The organism is Cellulomonas sp. RIT-PI-Y (assembly GCF_025642745.1).
Classification (GTDB): Bacteria; Actinomycetota; Actinomycetes; order Actinomycetales; family Cellulomonadaceae; genus Cellulomonas.
On sequence record NZ_JANZKP010000002.1, the window covers coordinates 42,551 to 58,686 of the forward strand.

Annotated in this window: 16 protein-coding genes; 8 read left to right on the forward strand and 8 right to left on the reverse strand. The window is 72.3% G+C overall.

Features of this window, described 5'->3' with window-relative positions:
• Positions 1–20: 20 nt before the first annotated feature.
• On the forward strand, positions 21–437 hold the full coding sequence (locus OGL89_RS01235) for an ImmA/IrrE family metallo-endopeptidase (protein ID WP_263118015.1): 417 nt from the start codon (positions 21–23) through the stop codon (positions 435–437).
• Here OGL89_RS01235 and OGL89_RS01240 read toward each other — a convergent pair.
• Together OGL89_RS01240 and OGL89_RS01245 are read right to left on the reverse strand one after the other, a co-directional pair.
• Positions 432–734 (reverse strand): DUF3467 domain-containing protein, encoded by a 303-nt coding sequence (locus tag OGL89_RS01240; RefSeq protein ID WP_263118016.1) that lies wholly within the window; start codon positions 732–734, stop codon positions 432–434. The two genes, OGL89_RS01235 and OGL89_RS01240, sit on opposite strands and share 6 nt — an antisense overlap.
• Positions 735–752: 18 nt before the next feature.
• Positions 753–1,760, reverse strand: coding sequence for a LacI family DNA-binding transcriptional regulator (locus tag OGL89_RS01245; RefSeq protein WP_263118017.1), 1,008 nt, complete (start codon positions 1,758–1,760; stop codon positions 753–755).
• Positions 1,761–1,878: 118 nt separating this feature from the next.
• Between OGL89_RS01245 and OGL89_RS01250 the strand changes: the two genes are divergently transcribed.
• The 5 genes from OGL89_RS01250 to OGL89_RS01270 are packed head-to-tail and all read left to right on the forward strand — an operon-like array spanning position 1,879 to position 7,990.
• Positions 1,879–3,261, forward strand: coding sequence for an extracellular solute-binding protein (locus tag OGL89_RS01250; protein WP_263118019.1), 1,383 nt, complete (start codon positions 1,879–1,881; stop codon positions 3,259–3,261).
• Between the two features lie 58 nt (positions 3,262–3,319).
• Positions 3,320–4,282 carry a sugar ABC transporter permease gene (locus OGL89_RS01255; protein ID WP_263118021.1) on the forward strand — a complete coding sequence of 321 codons (963 nt, stop codon included), beginning with the start codon at positions 3,320–3,322 and terminating at the stop codon, positions 4,280–4,282.
• Positions 4,279–5,235 carry a carbohydrate ABC transporter permease gene (locus tag OGL89_RS01260; RefSeq protein ID WP_263118022.1) on the forward strand — a complete coding sequence of 319 codons (957 nt, stop codon included), beginning with the start codon at positions 4,279–4,281 and terminating at the stop codon, positions 5,233–5,235. Before OGL89_RS01255 ends, OGL89_RS01260 begins: the two co-directional genes overlap by 4 nt.
• The gene (locus OGL89_RS01265) at positions 5,232–7,682 is read left to right on the forward strand and encodes a TIM-barrel domain-containing protein (protein ID WP_263118023.1); all 2,451 of its coding nucleotides are present in this window, start codon (positions 5,232–5,234) and stop codon (positions 7,680–7,682) included. The genes OGL89_RS01260 and OGL89_RS01265 overlap by 4 nt, the downstream gene beginning before the upstream one ends.
• 38 nt (positions 7,683–7,720) lie before the next feature.
• On the forward strand, positions 7,721–7,990 hold the full coding sequence (locus tag OGL89_RS01270; RefSeq protein WP_263118024.1) for a sulfurtransferase TusA family protein: 270 nt from the start codon (positions 7,721–7,723) through the stop codon (positions 7,988–7,990).
• A 142-nt stretch (positions 7,991–8,132) separates the two neighbouring features.
• Here OGL89_RS01270 and OGL89_RS01275 read toward each other — a convergent pair whose 3' ends face one another.
• Together OGL89_RS01275 and OGL89_RS01280 are read right to left on the reverse strand one after the other, a co-directional pair.
• On the reverse strand, positions 8,133–9,038 hold the full coding sequence (locus tag OGL89_RS01275; RefSeq protein ID WP_263118026.1) for a siderophore-interacting protein: 906 nt from the start codon (positions 9,036–9,038) through the stop codon (positions 8,133–8,135).
• Between the two features lie 231 nt (positions 9,039–9,269).
• Positions 9,270–9,728, reverse strand: coding sequence for a MarR family transcriptional regulator (locus OGL89_RS01280; protein ID WP_263118027.1), 459 nt, complete (start codon positions 9,726–9,728; stop codon positions 9,270–9,272).
• A 111-nt stretch (positions 9,729–9,839) separates the two neighbouring features.
• On the opposite strand from OGL89_RS01280, the gene OGL89_RS01285 reads away from it, so the two are divergent.
• Complete coding sequence (locus tag OGL89_RS01285; protein WP_263118028.1) at positions 9,840–11,078, forward strand: MFS transporter; 1,239 nt, start codon at positions 9,840–9,842, stop codon at positions 11,076–11,078.
• 3 nt (positions 11,079–11,081) lie between these two features.
• On the opposite strand, the gene OGL89_RS01290 is transcribed toward OGL89_RS01285, so the two are convergent.
• The 4 genes from OGL89_RS01290 to OGL89_RS01305 are packed head-to-tail and all read right to left on the reverse strand — an operon-like array spanning position 11,082 to position 14,947.
• Entirely contained in the window at positions 11,082–11,753 is a 672-nt protein-coding gene (locus tag OGL89_RS01290; protein WP_263118029.1) for a response regulator transcription factor, read from the reverse strand.
• Positions 11,750–13,141, reverse strand: coding sequence for a histidine kinase (locus OGL89_RS01295; protein ID WP_263118030.1), 1,392 nt, complete (start codon positions 13,139–13,141; stop codon positions 11,750–11,752). Before OGL89_RS01295 ends, OGL89_RS01290 begins: the two co-directional genes overlap by 4 nt.
• Before the next feature lie 10 nt (positions 13,142–13,151).
• Positions 13,152–14,009, reverse strand: coding sequence for an ABC transporter permease (locus OGL89_RS01300; RefSeq protein WP_263118032.1), 858 nt, complete (start codon positions 14,007–14,009; stop codon positions 13,152–13,154).
• Entirely contained in the window at positions 14,006–14,947 is a 942-nt protein-coding gene (locus OGL89_RS01305; protein WP_263118033.1) for an ATP-binding cassette domain-containing protein, read from the reverse strand. The genes OGL89_RS01300 and OGL89_RS01305 overlap by 4 nt, the downstream gene beginning before the upstream one ends.
• A gap of 239 nt (positions 14,948–15,186) precedes the next feature.
• On the opposite strand from OGL89_RS01305, the gene OGL89_RS01310 reads away from it, so the two are divergent.
• A complete protein-coding gene (locus tag OGL89_RS01310; protein ID WP_263118034.1) occupies positions 15,187–16,080 on the forward strand; it encodes a Bax inhibitor-1/YccA family protein in 894 nt (297 codons plus the stop codon).
• The last annotated feature ends 56 nt before the right edge of the window (positions 16,081–16,136 follow it).

Below are 16,136 nucleotides of genomic sequence, written 5' to 3' on the forward strand. Positions count from 1 at the left end.
ACGGGGATAACGTCGGGACCATGGAGATGTACCACCCGTGGCGTGCGTTGCGTGCGATGACGCACGTCGACGTGCAGTGGGTGGAGCTCCCGGACGGGGTGCTCGCGCTCGGTGACGGGGAGACGGTGTGGATGGACCGGCGGCAACGTCAGGCCCAGCGGCGTTCGACCATCGCGCACGAGCTCGAGCACCTGAGCGCCGGGGACACGGGGTGCCAGAGCCCCGCGGTGGAGCGCCGGATCGACGAGGTCGCCGCGGCGAAGCTGGTGTCGTTGGACCAGCTGGCCGAGGCGATCGTGTGGGCGATGAGCGAGGAGGAGCTGGCCCTGGACCTGTGGGTCGACGTCGACGTGGTCCGCACCCGGCTCGGCAGCCTCACCGAGGAGGAGAGGGACGCGATCGACCGGGTGATCGCGGCACGCGAGGAGTCGCTATGACGGCTCGGTCGGGCGCCGGCCGGTCTCCGACTCCCAGGCGGACAGCTGCTGCTCCAGAGCCTTCATGATCTCGAACACCTGGCTCGGCGGGAGCTTCACCCGGGCGATCACCTGGGCGTCGACCTGGGTGACCGGCTGACCGTCCGCGCCCTCGCCCGGCCGCCCCGGGCCGACCATGGCCGCGAAGTCCAGGACGAACACGTCCGGCGTGTGCCAGGCGGACACGAAGTCGGCGTGCACCCCGGTGACCTGCTCCGGCGGCATGGTGATCGACACGTTGGTCGGGCGCGCGTTCATCGCCCCAGTGTGCACGGGTCAGGCCGGTGCGGGCCCGGTGGACTCGCGGGCGGTCAGCGAGACCGCGATCAGCTCGGACCGCGGCCCGGCGGCCTCGCCGGTGACCAGCTCCAGCAGCAGTTCGGCCGCGACCTGGCCCTTGCGGGTGGTGTCCTGGGCGATCGTGCTCAACCGGGGCGTCACGTACCGGGCCAGGTCGGCGTCGTCGTAGCCGAGCACGGACACGTCCTCCGGCACCCGCAGTCCCTGGTCGGTCAGCCCGCGGATCACCCCGGCGGCCAGGATGTCCGCGGTGGCGAAGATCGCGGTGACGTCCCCGGCGCGGACCGTCGGTGCGAGCCGGAGGCCGAGCGCGACGCCGTCGTCGTAGGTGGTCTGGGCGTCCACCACCCGGACCTCGCGGTCGGCGGCGGCCCGGAAGCCCGCGACGCGCTCGCTGACCACCCGGCTGGTGGTGCCGGTCGGGCCGCAGATCAGCAGCCGGGTGTGGCCGAGGCCGGTCAGGTGCTCGCCGGCCAGGCGCCCGCCGGAGCGGTCGTCGGAGCGGACGTGGGCCACCGGCCCGCCGGCGGTGGCGTCGACCACCACCGCGGGCAGGCCTGCGGGGAGGGCCAGCGCGCCCACCTCGTCGTCGGTGAAGCCCATCAGCACGATGCCGTCCAGACTCCATCGCCGTACCGAGTCCTGGACCTGCCGGGCGGTGCCCACCCCGCGGAGCATCAGGTGGTGGTCGCGGTGCCGCAGCGCCGCCTCGACCGCGCCGGTCACGGCCACGTCGTGCGGGCTGGCCAGCAGGGACGCCTCGTCGGTCCCGGTGGGCAGCAGGAGGCCGATCAGTCGGGTCCGCCGGGCGGCCAGGGACTGGGCGGCGGCGTTCGGCACGTAGCCGAGCTCCGCGATGGCGCGTTCGACCCGGGCGGTGGTGGCCGGGGAGACCCGGCCGCGATTGCCGTTGACCACGTTGGACACGGTCATCACGCTGACGCCGACCTCGCGGGCGATGTCCTTGAGGGTGACGTGGTTCACCGGTGTGCTCCGCGGGTGGGTGACGGGCGGGTGGGGCGTTGACACCCTACGAGGTTTAGCGCTAAATGTAATCCCTGCCACCGGCGGACCCCGCGCCGGACCCGACCTAGGAGTGACGATGACGTCCACCCGTACGGCGGCCCTGGCCGCGATTCCGCTCGCACTGGCTCTGACCCTGACCGCGTGCTCCTCCGGCGACGGCGACGACGCCGCGGCGTCGGACGGGCCCGTGGAGCTCACCGTCTCCATCGACGAGGGCCTGGAGGCCGACGCCCTGGCCGCGATCGACGACCGGATCGCCCAGTTCGAGGACGAGAACCCCGACATCACGGTAACCACCCAGGAGTACACCTGGACCGGCACCACCTTCGCCGCCCAGCTGGCGGGCGGCACGCTGCCCGACGTGTTCGTGGTGCCGTTCACCGACGGCCGCGGCCTGATCGAGCGCGGCCAGATCGCCGACGTCTCCGGTCTGGTGGACGAGCTGCCCTGGGCCGACGGCCTGAACCAGAACGTCGCCGAGGCCGGTCAGGACGCCGACGGCGACCAGTGGGCGGTGCCGATCGCCGCCTACGGCCAGGGACTGCACTACAACCGCACGCTGTTCACCCAGGCCGGCCTGGACCCCGACTCCCCGCCGACCACCTGGGACGAGGTCCGCGAGGACGCCCGGGCGATCGCCGACGCGACCGGCCAGGCCGGGTACGCGCAGATGACCCAGTCGAACACCGGCGGGTGGATCCTCACCACCCTGGTGTACGCGCTGGGCGGCCGGGTGGAAGACGTGGGGGGCGACGGGGCTGATGACACCGTGACCGCCACCGTCGACACCGACCAGATGAAGGACGCGCTGACCTACCTGCACGACCTGCGCTGGGAGGACGACTCCATGGGCGCGAACTTCCTGTACGACTGGTCCTCGATCAACCAGGACTTCGCCGCCGGGAAGATCGGCATGTACGTCTCCGGTGGCGGCAACTACGGCAACCTGTTCACCCAGAACGCGATGAACCCGGACGACTACGGCGTCACCGTCATCCCGCTGGAGGGCGACGACGCCGGGGTGCTGGGCGGTGGCACGCTGGCCGCCGTCTCCGCCACCGCGTCGGCCGCCGAGCAGGCCGCCGCGGTGAGGTGGATCGACTTCTACTACATGCAGAAGCTCACCGACCAGGACGCGGCCGTGCTGGACGCCAAGACCACCGCCGAGTCCGGCCAGCCGGTCGGCGCCCCGCAGCTGCCGATCTTCGACCAGGCGACCTACGACGAGCAGCAGGGCTGGATCTCCGAGTACGTGAACGTCCCGCTGGACCAGATGACGCCGTACACCGACGCGATCTTCGACCAGCCGCTGCTCGCCGAGCCCGGCGTCGCCACCCAGGAGGTCTACGCCGCGCTCGACCCGGTGGTGCAGACCGTCCTGACCCAGGAGAACGCGGACATCGACCAGCTGGTCGCCGACGCGCAGACCTCCGTCGAGTCGATCCTCGCCCGGCAGTGAGCTCGTGTCCCGGGGCCGGCCGCACACCGGCCCCGGGACCCGGTCGAAAGGACCACCCGTGACCACCCTGACCCGCGCGGAGCACCGCGCCCCCACCGACGAGACCCCGCCACCGCCCCGTCGTCGCCGCTCCCCGGTGACCTGGGTGCGCCGCGGGGGTCTGAGCACCCTGGTGTTCCTGCTGCCGCTGGTGATCGTCTTCGGCTTCTTCAGCTGGTTCCCGATCGGCCGGTCGGTGGTGATGAGCCTGCAGCAGACCAACCTGGTCACCGCGCCGACCTTCGTCGGGCTGGAGAACTTCCGGCACGTGCTGGACGACCCGCTGCTGTGGACCGCGATCAGGAACACGGCCTGGTTCGCGGTGCTGGCGCTGCTGTTCGGCTACCCGATCCCGCTGATCGCGGCGGTGGCGATGAGCGAGGTCAAGCGGATGAAGGGGCTGTTCTCCGCGCTGGCCTACCTGCCCGTGGTGATCCCGCCGGTGGTCGCGGTGCTGCTGTGGAAGGTGTTCTACGACGCCTCACCGACCGGGGTGTTCAACACCATCCTCGGCTGGGTCGGCCTCGGGCCGTTCCCCTGGTTGCAGGACGCGGGCTGGGCCATGCCCTCGCTGGTGCTGGAGGCGACCTGGGCCGCGGCCGGCGGCACGGTGATCATCTACCTGGCCGCGCTGACCGGGGTGCCGACCGAGCTCTACGACGCGGTCGAGGTCGACGGGGCCGGACTCTGGCGCAAGATCTGGCACATCACCCTGCCGCAGCTGCGCGGCATCCTGCTGATCACCCTGATCCTGCAGGTGATCGGCACCGCGCAGGTCTTCCTCGAGCCGTTCCTGTTCACCGACGGCGGTCCGGCCAACTCGACGCTGACCGTGCTGCTGCTGATCTACCGCTACGCCTTCGGCAACAGCCTGGGCGGCGACTACGGCGCGGCGACCGCCCTCAGCCTGATGCTGGCGGCCTTCCTCGCGGTGATGTCCGCGGTGTACCTGCGCCTGACCCGATCCTGGAGCGCGTCATGAGCCGCTGGAGCACCGGTCCCACCTCCGCCGAGGCCGGCGTCCTGACCCGGACCCGCCGCCCGCGGCCCGCCGACCCCGACGACCGGGGGATCCTGTCCCAGGCCGACTGGCGCCGACCGGCGGTCCGCCGCGGGATGACCGTGGTGCAGTTCGTCCTGCTGATCGCCCTGCTGGTGATCGGGCTGGCGCCGCTACTCTGGCTGGCCAAGGCCGCGATCACCCCCACCCAGGACACCCTGCGCGAGCCCCTGGCCTTCTTCCCGCACGGCGCGGACTGGGCCAACCTGGCGACCGCCTGGACCCGGGTCGAGATCAGCCGGTACTTCGGCAACACGGTGGTGATCGCCGCCGGGTCCTGGTTCATGCAGCTCCTGGTCGCCACCACCGGCGGCTACGCGCTGTCCGTGCTCCGCCCGCGCTACGGAGCCGTGATCAACGCACTGGTGATGGCGACGCTGTTCGTCCCCGCCGTGGTGCTCCTGGTCCCGCTCTACCTCACGATCCTCGACCCGCCGCTGCTCGGCCGCTCGCTGCTGAACTCGTTCTGGGCGGTGTGGCTGCCCGCGGGTGCCTCCGCCTTCAACCTGGTGCTGGTCAAGCGCTTCTTCGACAATCTGCCCCGGGAGGTCTTCGAGGCCGCCCGGGTCGACGGCGCCGGCCCGTTCCGGCTGTTCTGGTCGATCGTCCTGCCGATGAGCAGGCCCATCCTGGGCGTGGTCTCGGTGTTCGCGGTGATCGCCGCCTGGAAGGACTTCCTGTGGCCCATGCTGGTGCTCCCCGACCCGACGAGGCAGCCGCTGAGCGTGCGACTGCCCGCGCTGGCCGACTACATCGAGCTGGACGTGTTCCTGGCCGCCCTGGCGATCTCGACGCTGATCCCAGTGCTGATCTTCCTGGTGTTCCAGCGCATGTTCCTGCGCGGGGCCGGGATGGGCGGGGCGGTGAAGGGATGACCGCGCTCGCTGTCGAGTCCGTGGCCGACCCCCGGGCCACGATCCAGGGCGACCGGTTCCGGATCACCGTGCTCACCGACGGGCTGCTGCGCCTGGAGTACGCGGGCGACGGGGTGTTCGAGGACCGGCCCAGCACCTTCGCCCAGCACCGCGAACTGCCGGTGCCGGACTTCCGGGTGATCGACCGCGGCGCGGTGCTGGAGGTCGTGACCAGCCGCCTGCGCCTGACCTACGACCGCGGACCGTTCAGCACCGCCGGCCTTCAGGTCGAGGTCCTCGGCGGGCTGAGCGCGTACCACTCGGTCTGGCGCTACGGCGAGCCCGCCGACGGCCTGGGCGGCACCGCCCGCACCCTGGACTTCGCCGACGGTGCCGTGCCGGTGGACGGGGGCGTGATCTCCCGCCAGGGCTACGCCGTGCTGGACGACTCGTCCTCGATGGTCTTCACCGACGACGGCTGGGTCGCCCCCCGGGACGGCTCCCGCGCGGATCTGTACGTCTTCGGCTACGGCCACGACTACGCCGCCGCGTTGCGGGCCTTCCACGCGGTCTCCGGTCCGGCCCCGCTGCTGCCGCGCTGGGCGCTGGGCAACTGGTGGAGCCGGTTCCACCGGTACACCGCGGACGGCTACCGCGCACTGATGGAGCGGTTCGCCGCCGCGGGGCTGCCGTTCTCGGTCTCGGTGATCGACATGGACTGGCACGTCACCGAAGTCGACCCCGCGCTCGGCTCCGGGTGGACCGGCTACAGCTGGAACCGTGATCTGTTCCCGGACCCCGGCGCGCTGCTGGACTGGCTGCACGCACACGGCCTGCGGGTCACGCTGAACGTGCACCCCGCCGACGGGGTCCGCGCGCACGAGGACGCCTACGCCGCGATGTGCGCCGCCCTCGGCCGTGAGCCGGACGGCGACCCGGTGGCCTTCGACGTCACCGACCGGGAGTTCCTCGCCGCCTACTTCGACGTGCTGCACCGCGGGCTGGAGTCCGACGGCGTCGACTTCTGGTGGGTCGACTGGCAGTCCGGACCGCACAGCCGGGTCGCCGGCATCGACCCGCTCTGGATGCTCAACCACTTCCACTTCCTGGACAACGGGCGGCTGACCTTCTCCCGCTACGCCGGGCCCGGCAGCCACCGCTACCCGGTCGGCTTCAGCGGCGACGCCACGATCAGCTGGGCCTCCCTGGACTTCCAGCCGGAGTTCACCGCCACCGCGGCGAACATCGGCTACGGCTGGTGGAGCCACGACATCGGCGGTCACATGGGCGGGACCAAGGACGACGAGCTGGCCACCCGCTGGGTCCAGTTCGGGGTGTTCTCCCCGATCATGCGACTGCACTCCTCGGACAACCCGTTCACCAGCAAGGAGCCCTGGTCCTTCGACGAGGTCGCCGAGCGGGTGCAGACCCGGTTCCTGCGGCTGCGGCACCGTCTGGTGCCCTACCTGCACACCATGAACCACCGCGCCGCCGAGCACGCCGAGTCCCTGGTCCGCCCGCTCTACCACCGCTGGCCGGAGGTGGACGAGGCCTACTCCGCCCGGCACCAGTACCTGTTCGGCACCGAGCTGCTGGTCGCCGCGATCACCCGGCCCGCCGACCCGGTGACCCGGACCGCAGCGGTGCGCAGCTGGCTGCCGGAGGGCACCTGGGTCGACCTGTTCACCGACCGGGTCTACGACGGCGGACGCCTGCTCGACCTGCACCGCGACCTGGACACCCTGCCGGTGCTGGCCGCGCCCGGGGCGATCGTGCCGCTGGACGCCGCCGACCTCCCGGCGAACGACCCGGTGGCACCGGTCGGCCTGGACCTGCACGTGGTGCCCGGTGCGGACGGCCGGTTCGTCCTGGTCGAGGACGACGGCGAGCCGGACGGTGCGGTCGCCCGGACGTCGCTGACCTGGTCGGACGCCACCGGGACCCTGACCGTGCGTGCCTCCGGCGAGGTCGGTCTGCTGCCCGCGCGCCGGGACTGGACGCTCACGCTGCACGCGGCGGGTCCGGCGGGTCCGGCGGGTCCGGCGGGTCCGTCGAGCTCGGCGCGTTCGGCGCGTCCGGCGGGTCCGGTCGGCCGGACGGCCGAGGGTGACGCCGTGGTCGACGCAGCGGCCGTCCAGCACTGGGCCCGGACGGACGGTGTCCCCGTCCCGGTCGAACGCGACCACGACGAGTCCGGTCGACCGCGCCTGACCGTCCGCGACGTCCCGGCCGCCGCGGTGCTGGAGCTCTGCACCGGCACCCGGGTCGCGCTGACCGCCCCCGACGTCGACACCACCCTGTTCCGGGTGCTCGACGTCGCCCGGATCGGCTACGACCTGAAGACCCAGGCCTACCGGGTCGCCGTCGCCGACCGACCGCTGCACGTCCGGCTCGCCCATCTGGCGGCGCTGGACCTGCCGGAGGCGGTGCTGTCGGCGGTGCACGAGGTGCTGCTGGCCCGGGCCTGAGCCGCCGGGTGGTCACCGCGGACGGATACCCTCACGCGGTGACCACCCATCGGCTGGACGGCGGCGACCTCGGCTGCGCCAGGCTCCTGATCCTGCTGCGCGCCCGGGTGGCCGACCTGCCCGCCGGCGACGTGGTGCATCTGAGCACGGTCGACCCGGTGGCCCCGATCGACCTGCCGGTGTGGTGTCACATGACCGGCCACGAGTACCTCGGCACCGTGCCGGGCGCGATCCCGACCTACGCGGTGCGCGTGGTCGCGGACCCCCGCGACACCGACCCGGCCTCGCCCTGGCGCACCGCCCCCTGACCGCCACCTCCTGACCCTCGCCCCTCGCCACCCGCCGCCATCGCGACGGCCACCGTCGTCGAGAAGCCACGTGCTGTCGCTCGGCGGGCGGTTTGTCCGACGCGAATTGGCTTCTCGACGAGTGGCGGCCCGGGAGCGGGCGTCAGAGACCGGCTTCGGCCTCGGCCTCCTCGATGGCGCGCAGCCATTCGCGCTTGCCCGCGCGCCAGGCCTCGTCGTCGCCGCCGAGTCGCCAGTAGCCGGAGATGGACAGATCCGCGATCGGCACGGCCCGGTCGACGCGCAGGTAGCGGCGCAGTTCGCGGACCGCTCCGGCCTCGCCGTGCACGAAGCCCTGCACCCGGCCCTCCGGCCAGACCAGGTCGCGCACCGTGCGGATCAGGGACGCACCCGGCGCGCCGGGCTCCCCGGTCACCCAGTGGAGCCGGACCCCGGCGGGAGCGGTCAGGGACTGGGCCTCGGCCGGGCCGGGAACCTCGATCACGGCGTCGCCGCGGGCGTCCTCGGGCAGTCGCTCCAACGCGACCGCGATGGCGGGCAGCGCGCTGGCGTCCCCGGCGAGCAGGTGGTGGTCCGCGTCGGGGTCGGGGGAGTAGCCGCCGCCCGGGCCGACCACGATCACCACGTCACCAGGGGCGGCGACGTCCGCCCAGGGTCCGGCGAGACCCTCGGTGCCGTGCACCACCAGGTCGACGACCATCCGGGTGCCGTCCCAGTCACGCACGGTGTACGTCCGCATCCGCGGCTGCTGCTCGGCCGGGAGCGCCTCGCGGGCCGCGTCCAGGTCGATCCGTCCGTCCGGCTGGGTCCACGCGGACAGCAGCTCGGCACCGGTGCGGTCGGTCGACCCGGGCACGAACAGCAGCTTCACGTAGGAGTCCGCGTGCGGGTCCGGCCGGTAGTGCGTGGGCAGCGGCTCACCGCCGAGCGTCAGGCGGACCATCTCCGGGGTCAGGCGTTCGCTGGTCAGCACGGTCGCGGGCATCCCCGGTCGCGGGCCACGGGGTCCGCCCCGGTGTCCGGTGCTCTGCTGCGTGGGCGCGCTCATCCACGCTTCCCTTCCCTCGGTGGTCACGGCCGTCCCGGCCGCCGGTCCACCTTAGGTCACCCTTACCCGACTGCGCCCCTGTGACCTCGCGCACCCGGACCCGGCGGGTCGAGAGTGCACGCATGCCGACCTCAGCGCCCGGGAGGCCGGCATTCGTGCACTCTCGGCGGATGCGGATGCGGATGCGGGTGCGGATGCGGATGCGGGTGTGGATGCGTATCCGGACCGGGATCAGCCGGCGTGGGCACGGCCCCAGTCGTCGAGGTCGGCGTTGAGCCGGTGCAGGGCGGCTGCGAGGGTGCTCCGCTCGGCATCGGTCCACCCGGCGAGCACCTCCCGGTAGATGCCGCCGCGGATCTCCCGGGTCCGGGCCAGGGCGTCGCGCCCCGCGTCGGTGGCGGAGACCACGGTGACCCGGCGGTCGGCGTCGTCGGCGCTGCGGGACACGTGCCCGGCGCGCTCCATCGCCAGTACCTGACGGGTGACGGTGGAGGGGTCGAGCCGGAGGGCGTCCGCGATGGAGTTCACGCTGCACGGCCCGTCGGCGGTCAGCACGCCCAGGACCAGGTAGGCGGAGCGGTCGAGCTCGTGGAGTCGGCGGGGCGACGACCGGCGGCTGCGTTCGGCCAGTCTCAGCAGCATGGCGACCTCGGCCTCGACGGTGCTGACGGCGTCCTCGGTCGGCGACATGATCTCCCTCGTGGCGGCTTCGGGCCCCTGTCGGGCCAAGTCTGACACGCGATCCTGGCATAACAGCTGTATGATGCAGGTAATCCCACCGTCGCGTTTCCGAGGAGAGCTGTGCCCAGCCGTCATCCCGAACCGAACAAGACGGCGATCTACGCCACGGCGCTGACCGCCTTCTTCGCCATCGCCGGCATCGCCATCGTGGACCCGATCCTGCCCGTCATCGGTCAGGAGATCGGCGCCTCCACCTGGCAGATCGAGCTGCTGTTCACCGCATACCTGCTGGTGATGGCGGTCGGCATGATCCCCGCCGTGATCGCCACCGGGAAGTTCGGCTACCGCAAGATCCTCGCCACGGGCGTGACCGTGGTCGCGGTCGCGGCGATCCTGGCCGCGCTCTCCGGCAACATCCTGGAGCTGTCCGTACTGCGCGGGCTCTGGGGTCTGGGCAACGCGATGTTCTTCGCCACCGCCATGGTGCTGCTGGTCGCCCTCGCCCAGGACCGCGAGTGGGTGGTCGAGCTGTTCGAGACCTGCGTGGGCCTCGGCTTCGCGGTCGGCCCGCTGCTCGGCGGTCTACTCGGCCGGATCTCCTGGCGGATCCCGTTCGCGGCCTGCGGGCTGTTCATGATCGTGGCGCTCGCGGTGTCGATCACCCGGCTGAAGGACCCGGCGGAGGCGCCCGGCGCACTGACCCTGCGGGACGTGATGACCCCGTTCCGCCGCCCGGCGTTCCGCACCCTGTGCGTGGTCACCGGTGCCTACAACTTCGTGTTCTTCGTGGTGCTCGGCTACACCCCGGTGTTCCTCGGCCTGGGCGTGATCCCGCTCGGCCTGGTGTTCACCGCCTGGGGCATCGGCCTGGCGCTCGGCATCCTGGTGATCGGACACCGGCTCGCGCACCGGATCGGCGCGGTCGCCACCGTCGGCACCGCCCTCGGCGGGCTGCTGGTCGCCCTGGTGCTGCTGGCCACCTCGGTCGGCACCGCGGAGTCGATCGTCGTGCTGGTGCTCGCCGGGGTCTGCATGGGCATCGCCAACGCGAACCTGACCGACCTGGCACTGGGCATCGGCGGCCAGGAGCGCCGGACCACGACCGCCGCGTTCAACCTGGTCCGCTGGGGCCTCGCCGCCCCCGCACCGGTGATCGCCGGCCTGCTGCACCCGGTCAGCGACGTGCTGCCGTTCTGGGTGGGCGCCGGGGTGCTGGTGATCGGCGTGGTCGCGTTCGTCTGGAAGGGCCACGGGATGGCGCACGCGGTGGGGGAGTCGCTGCCGTGGGCGCGCCGGGAGGCGGACGCCGCCGCCCGCACCGCGGAGCTGACGCCGGAGGAGGCGCTCGGGGAGGTCTGAGCCTCAGCCCTCGATCAGCCCCGACCGGTACGCCAGCACCACCGCCTGCACCCGGTCCCGCACCTCGAGCTTGGTCAGGATCCGCCCGACGTGCGTCTTCACCGTCGCCTCGGACAGGAACAGCCGTTCGGCGACCTCGGCGTTGGACAGGCCCTCGGCCACCGCGAGCAGCACCTCCCGCTCGCGGGCGGTCAGGGACTCCAGCTTCGGGTCGGCGACGGCCGGGGCGGTCTGTCCCACCCCGGGCATCTCCCCGGAGAACAGCTCCAGCATCCGCCGGGTCACCCGGGGTGAGATCACCGCGTCCCCGCTGGCCACCGACCGGATCGCCGCGATCAGATCACCCGGCCGGGCGTCCTTGAGCAGGAAGCCGCTCGCCCCCTCGCGCAGGGCGGCGAACGCGTACTCGTCCAGGTCGAAGGTGGTGAGGATCAGCACCCGCGCGTCGGCGCCGGAGGCCACGATCTGCCGGGTCGCCTCGATGCCGTTGGTCCCGGGCATCCGGACGTCCATCAGCACCACGTCGGGGCGCAGGGCGGCGACCTGGGCCACGGCCTCCGCGCCGTCGGAGGCCTCGCCGACCACGTCCAGGTCGTCCTCGTCCTGCAGCACCAGCGTGAAGCCCATCCGCAGCAGCGGCTGGTCGTCCACCAGCAGCACGCGGATCGCGCTCACCGGTCCTCCTCGGCATCGTCGATCTGCACCAGCACCTGCACCCGCCAGCCGTTCTGGTGCGGCCCGGCGGAGACGGTGCCACCGTAGACCGCGGCGCGCTCGCGCATGCCGACCAGCCCACGACCGGGCCGGGGCGGGACCGGCAGCACGGCGTCGTCCCCGGAGAGCCGGGCGCGCAGGCGCTCGGAGCGGGGCGTCATCAGCGGCTCGCCGGGCAGGCCGACCGGGCCGGAGTCGGTGACCTCGATCAGCACCTCCTGCCGGGTGCGCGCCACGATCACCTCGGCGCGGGTGTGCGTCCCGGCGTGCCGCAGCGCGTTGGTCAGCGACTCCTGGACCACCCGGTAGACGGTCAGGGCCAGGGTCGGGTCCTCGGGCAGCGCCGGGCCGGAGGTGGTCAGGTGCACGGTCATCCCGGCCATCCGGAACGACTGCACCAGCTCGTCCAGGTCCTGGGGCTGCGGTTCCAGCGGCGCGTCGCTGCCGCGCAGCACTCCCAGCATCCGGCGCATGTCGGTCAGCGCGGTGCGCCCGGTCTCGGACAGCAGCTCCAGCGCCCGGTCGGCGTCCTCGGGCGAGCGGCGCATGGCGGTCCGGGCGCCGTCGGACAGCGCCACCATCACGGTCAGGCCGTGCGCGACCACGTCGTGCATCTCCCGGGCGATCCGGGTCTTCTCGGTGGCGGCGGCGAGGGTGGCCTGCTGCTCACCGGCCGCCATCAGCTCCCGGTGCCGGGCGAGCAGCCCGTTCACGTGGGTGCGCCGACTGCTCACACTGGTGCCGATCACCAGGGCGATCAGGCTGGTGAACACCAGGTTCGAGATGTCGGTCGTGGCGTCGACCCGCAGGTCCTGGGAGGCGCCGAACGTGATCGCGCCGTCGGTGTGCTGCCCGGTGACCGCGCTCCCGTCCGCCGCGACCAGGGTGAGGCCGGCGAGCAGCAGCGCGCCTCCGACGATCCACCAGGTCATCCGCGCGGTCCGGCTCGCGGCGACGGCGTAGACGCCGAAGCCGATCGCCAGCGCGAAACCGCCGATCCGCCCGGTGACCGCCACGTTGCCCGCCGCCAGGATGGCCAGCAGACCCAGCACCACCACCGGGGACCGCCGGCGGAACCACAGCGTCCCGATCGCGGCGAGACCGAGCAACCCGGCCACCGCGATCCGCCACACCGCCAGCCCGTCGGAGTCGAAGGCCACGGTGGTGCCGGTGTCGATCAGCACGATCACGCAGACCAGCACGTCCGAGGCGCGCGGTCTCCGGGCGAAGAACCGCCGCAGCCGGTTCATCCGCCGGGCGTCGAACTCGGTGAAGTCCGCGCCCGGGGACGCCACGACGCCCGCCCCGGAGCCGGTGGGCTCGGGGACGGGCGTCGTGGTGGTCGTCATCGCCGATGGCTCAGGCGTCGCGCTTGCGGAGCAGCACCAGGGCGATGCCCAGCAGCACCACGCCCCACGCGATCAGCACCCCGTAGCCCTGCCACGGCGTCAGGACCGTCACGTCGCTGGCGGCCCGCAGCGCGTCGATCGACTCGGTGGAGGTCGACAGCACCCGCGACCCGGCGCTCGACGGCAGGAACGGGCTGACCTCGGCCATCCAGCGGATGTTCGGGAAGGCGCCGAACAGCGTCTCGACCACCAGGAACACACCGAACACCGTGGCGAGCGCCGCGGCGGAGACCCGCAGCAGCGCACCGATCGCGAAGGCGAACAACGCCACGCCCATCAGGTACAGCGGCATCGCGATCAGCACCCGGCGGTGGATCTCGTCCGACAGGTCGATGCCGTACTCGGAGCCGAGCGACGGGGTGATCAGCGCCCACGACAGCAGGGTGGCCAGCGCACCGGTGATGAACGCGACGACCAGGACGACGACGCCCTTGGCCAGCACCGCGCCGATCCGCCGCGGGGCCGCGGCGAAGGTGGAGCGGATCGACCCGGTCGAGTACTCACCGGTGATCGCGAGCACCGCCAGCACCGAGATGACCAGCTGGCCGATCATGATCCCGGCCTGCAGGAAGTTCGGCCCCACCTGGTCGGGCGACAGCCCGATCTCGGCCGGGTCGATGTTCTGCAGCGTGAAGTAGGTGCCCATCCAGGTGAAACCGGCCTGGGCGACCACGGTGATCGCGACGACCCACCAGGTCGAGCGCAGCGTCCACAGCTTGATCCACTCCGAGCGGACCAGCTTCGGGAAGGTCACCGTCGGCTGTCCGACCCGGGACCGGGTCGGGGCGGGTGCGGTCGTGGCGCTCATCGCCGGGTCTCCTCACGGTTCTGCGGCTGCTCGCCGGTGGTGGAGTGGTACTCGACCGCGTCGGCGGTCAGCGACATGTAGGCGGACTCCAGCGACGCCTGCACCGGGGTCAGCTCGTGCAGCACGAGGGCGTTCTGCGCGGCCAGCTCACCGACCGCCTGCGCGCTGGTGCCGGTCACCTCGATCAGTCCGGCCTCCAGCGAGGTCACGGTGACCTCCGGTCCGGCGAGCAGCTCGACCAGCCGGGTGGCCTGCGGGCTGCGCACCCGGACCGACTGCCCGGAGGCGCCGGCGACGATGTCGGCCACCGGCGCGTCCGCGATGATCGAGCCGCGGCCGATCACCAGGATGTGGTCGGCGGTCAGGGCCATCTCGCTCATCAGGTGGGAGGACAGGAACACCGTCCGCCCCTCACCGGCCAGGTGCTTGACCAGGTTGCGGACCCAGAGCACGCCCTCCGGGTCGAGGCCGTTGACCGGCTCGTCCAGGATCAGGGTGCGCGGGTCGCCGAGCATGGCGGCCGCGATGCCGAGCCGCTGGCCCATCCCGAGCGAGAACCCGCCGACCCGCTTGCCGGCGACCTGCCCGAGGCCGGTCATCTCGATCACCTCGGCCACGCGCTTCTTGCCGATGCCGTGCGTGGCGCCCAGCGCCCGCAGGTGGTTGGTGGCGGAACGACCCTGGTGGACCGCCTTCGCCTCGAGCAGTGCGCCGACCTCGGTCAGGGGGGAGCGCAGCTGGGCGTAGGGCTTGCCGTTCACGGTGACGGTGCCCGCGCTGGGGCTGTCCAGTCCCATGATCATCCGCATGGTGGTCGACTTCCCGGCACCGTTCGGGCCGAGGAATCCGGTCACCTTGCCCGGCTGGACGGTGAAGCTGATGCCGTTGACGGCGGTCTTCGCGCCGTATCTCTTCGTCAGGCCGTGGGCCTCGATCATGATGTCCTCGCACAGGTCGGTGATGGCGACAGAACGAAACTAGGCCCGGGGGCGGGGGCGCCGGAACGGTCGGACGGCGGATCTTGCGACCTCCGACGGCTACGCCCGACGACGGAGGGACTACCTCTCAAGGATGACGTGCGCAGGTCAGGCGCGCGCGGGAACTGTGCGATGCCCGTGCGCGTTCTAGGCTGAAGACCCATCAGCCGGTCCGACACCCGAACCGACCCGGAGGACTCATGAGCAACCCGGTGTTCAGCAACAGCGCCGTCTTCGGCGACCCTCGCGCCCAGGGCAAGCGCGGCGGCCAGGCCCGTGCGGGCCAGCCCCAGCAGCCCGGCTACCTGGAGGGCTACTACACCGGTCAGCCCCAGCGGTCCGCGACGGCGTCGACGGTGGACGCGGCCCAGCTCGACCAGATGTACGGCGCCCCGGCGGCCACCACCCGGGACACCGGGCGGATGACCTACGACGACGTGATCGTGAAGACCGGCGGGCTGCTGGCCCTGCTGGTGGTCGTGGCCGCGGGATCCTGGTACCTCACCCCGCAGATGCCCGCGCTGATGTTCATCGGTGCGGTGGTCGGTCTGGTGCTCGGTCTGGTCAACTCGTTCAAGAAGAGCCCCAGCCCGGCGCTGATCATCGCGTACACGGTGGCCGAGGGCGTGTTCCTGGGCGGGATCAGCTACTTCTTCCAGAACTACTACATCGACCAGCAGAACGCGCAGCCGATCGTGCTGCAGGCGGTCGTCGGCACGATGGCCACCTTCGGCGCGGCGCTGTTCCTGTTCAAGTCCGGCAAGGTCCGGGTGACGCCCAAGTTCACCCGCTGGCTGATGATCGCCCTGGTGGGATACCTGGCGTTCAGCGTGCTGAACCTGGTGCTGTCCTTCTTCATGCCGGGCGACTTCGGCCCGCTGCGCGGCGGCTGGATCGGGGTGCTGGTCGGCCTGGTCGCGGTCGGCCTGGCCGCGGCGACGCTGATCATGGACTTCGACTCGATCAAGCGCGGCGTCGAGGGCGGCGCCCCGGCGAAGTTCGCCTGGTCGGCCGCGTTCGGCCTGATCGTTACCCTGGTCTGGCTGTACCTGGAGATCCTGCGGATCCTCGCGATCCTGCAAGGCCGCGACTGACCCGGGCACCCACGACCCCGGCCCCGGCCTACGCTGGGCGCCGGGGTCGTGGTATG

Excerpts from the sequence above, each read along its gene's own strand:
- OGL89_RS01305 (WP_263118033.1), bottom strand. The coding sequence starts at position 14,947 with ATGATCGAGGCCCACGGCCTGACGAAGAGATACGGCGCGAAGACCGCC.
- OGL89_RS01275 (WP_263118026.1), bottom strand. The coding sequence starts at position 9,038 with ATGAGCGCGCCCACGCAGCAGAGCACCGGACACCGGGGCGGACCCCGT.
- OGL89_RS01260 (WP_263118022.1), top strand. The coding sequence starts at position 4,279 with ATGAGCCGCTGGAGCACCGGTCCCACCTCCGCCGAGGCCGGCGTCCTG.
- OGL89_RS01310 (WP_263118034.1), top strand. The coding sequence starts at position 15,187 with ATGAGCAACCCGGTGTTCAGCAACAGCGCCGTCTTCGGCGACCCTCGC.
- OGL89_RS01240 (WP_263118016.1), bottom strand. The coding sequence starts at position 734 with ATGAACGCGCGCCCGACCAACGTGTCGATCACCATGCCGCCGGAGCAG.
- OGL89_RS01235 (WP_263118015.1), top strand. The coding sequence starts at position 21 with ATGGAGATGTACCACCCGTGGCGTGCGTTGCGTGCGATGACGCACGTC.
- OGL89_RS01295 (WP_263118030.1), bottom strand. The coding sequence starts at position 13,141 with ATGACGACCACCACGACGCCCGTCCCCGAGCCCACCGGCTCCGGGGCG.
- OGL89_RS01265 (WP_263118023.1), top strand. The coding sequence starts at position 5,232 with ATGACCGCGCTCGCTGTCGAGTCCGTGGCCGACCCCCGGGCCACGATC.
- OGL89_RS01250 (WP_263118019.1), top strand. The coding sequence starts at position 1,879 with ATGACGTCCACCCGTACGGCGGCCCTGGCCGCGATTCCGCTCGCACTG.
- OGL89_RS01300 (WP_263118032.1), bottom strand. The coding sequence starts at position 14,009 with ATGAGCGCCACGACCGCACCCGCCCCGACCCGGTCCCGGGTCGGACAG.
- OGL89_RS01280 (WP_263118027.1), bottom strand. The coding sequence starts at position 9,728 with ATGTCGCCGACCGAGGACGCCGTCAGCACCGTCGAGGCCGAGGTCGCC.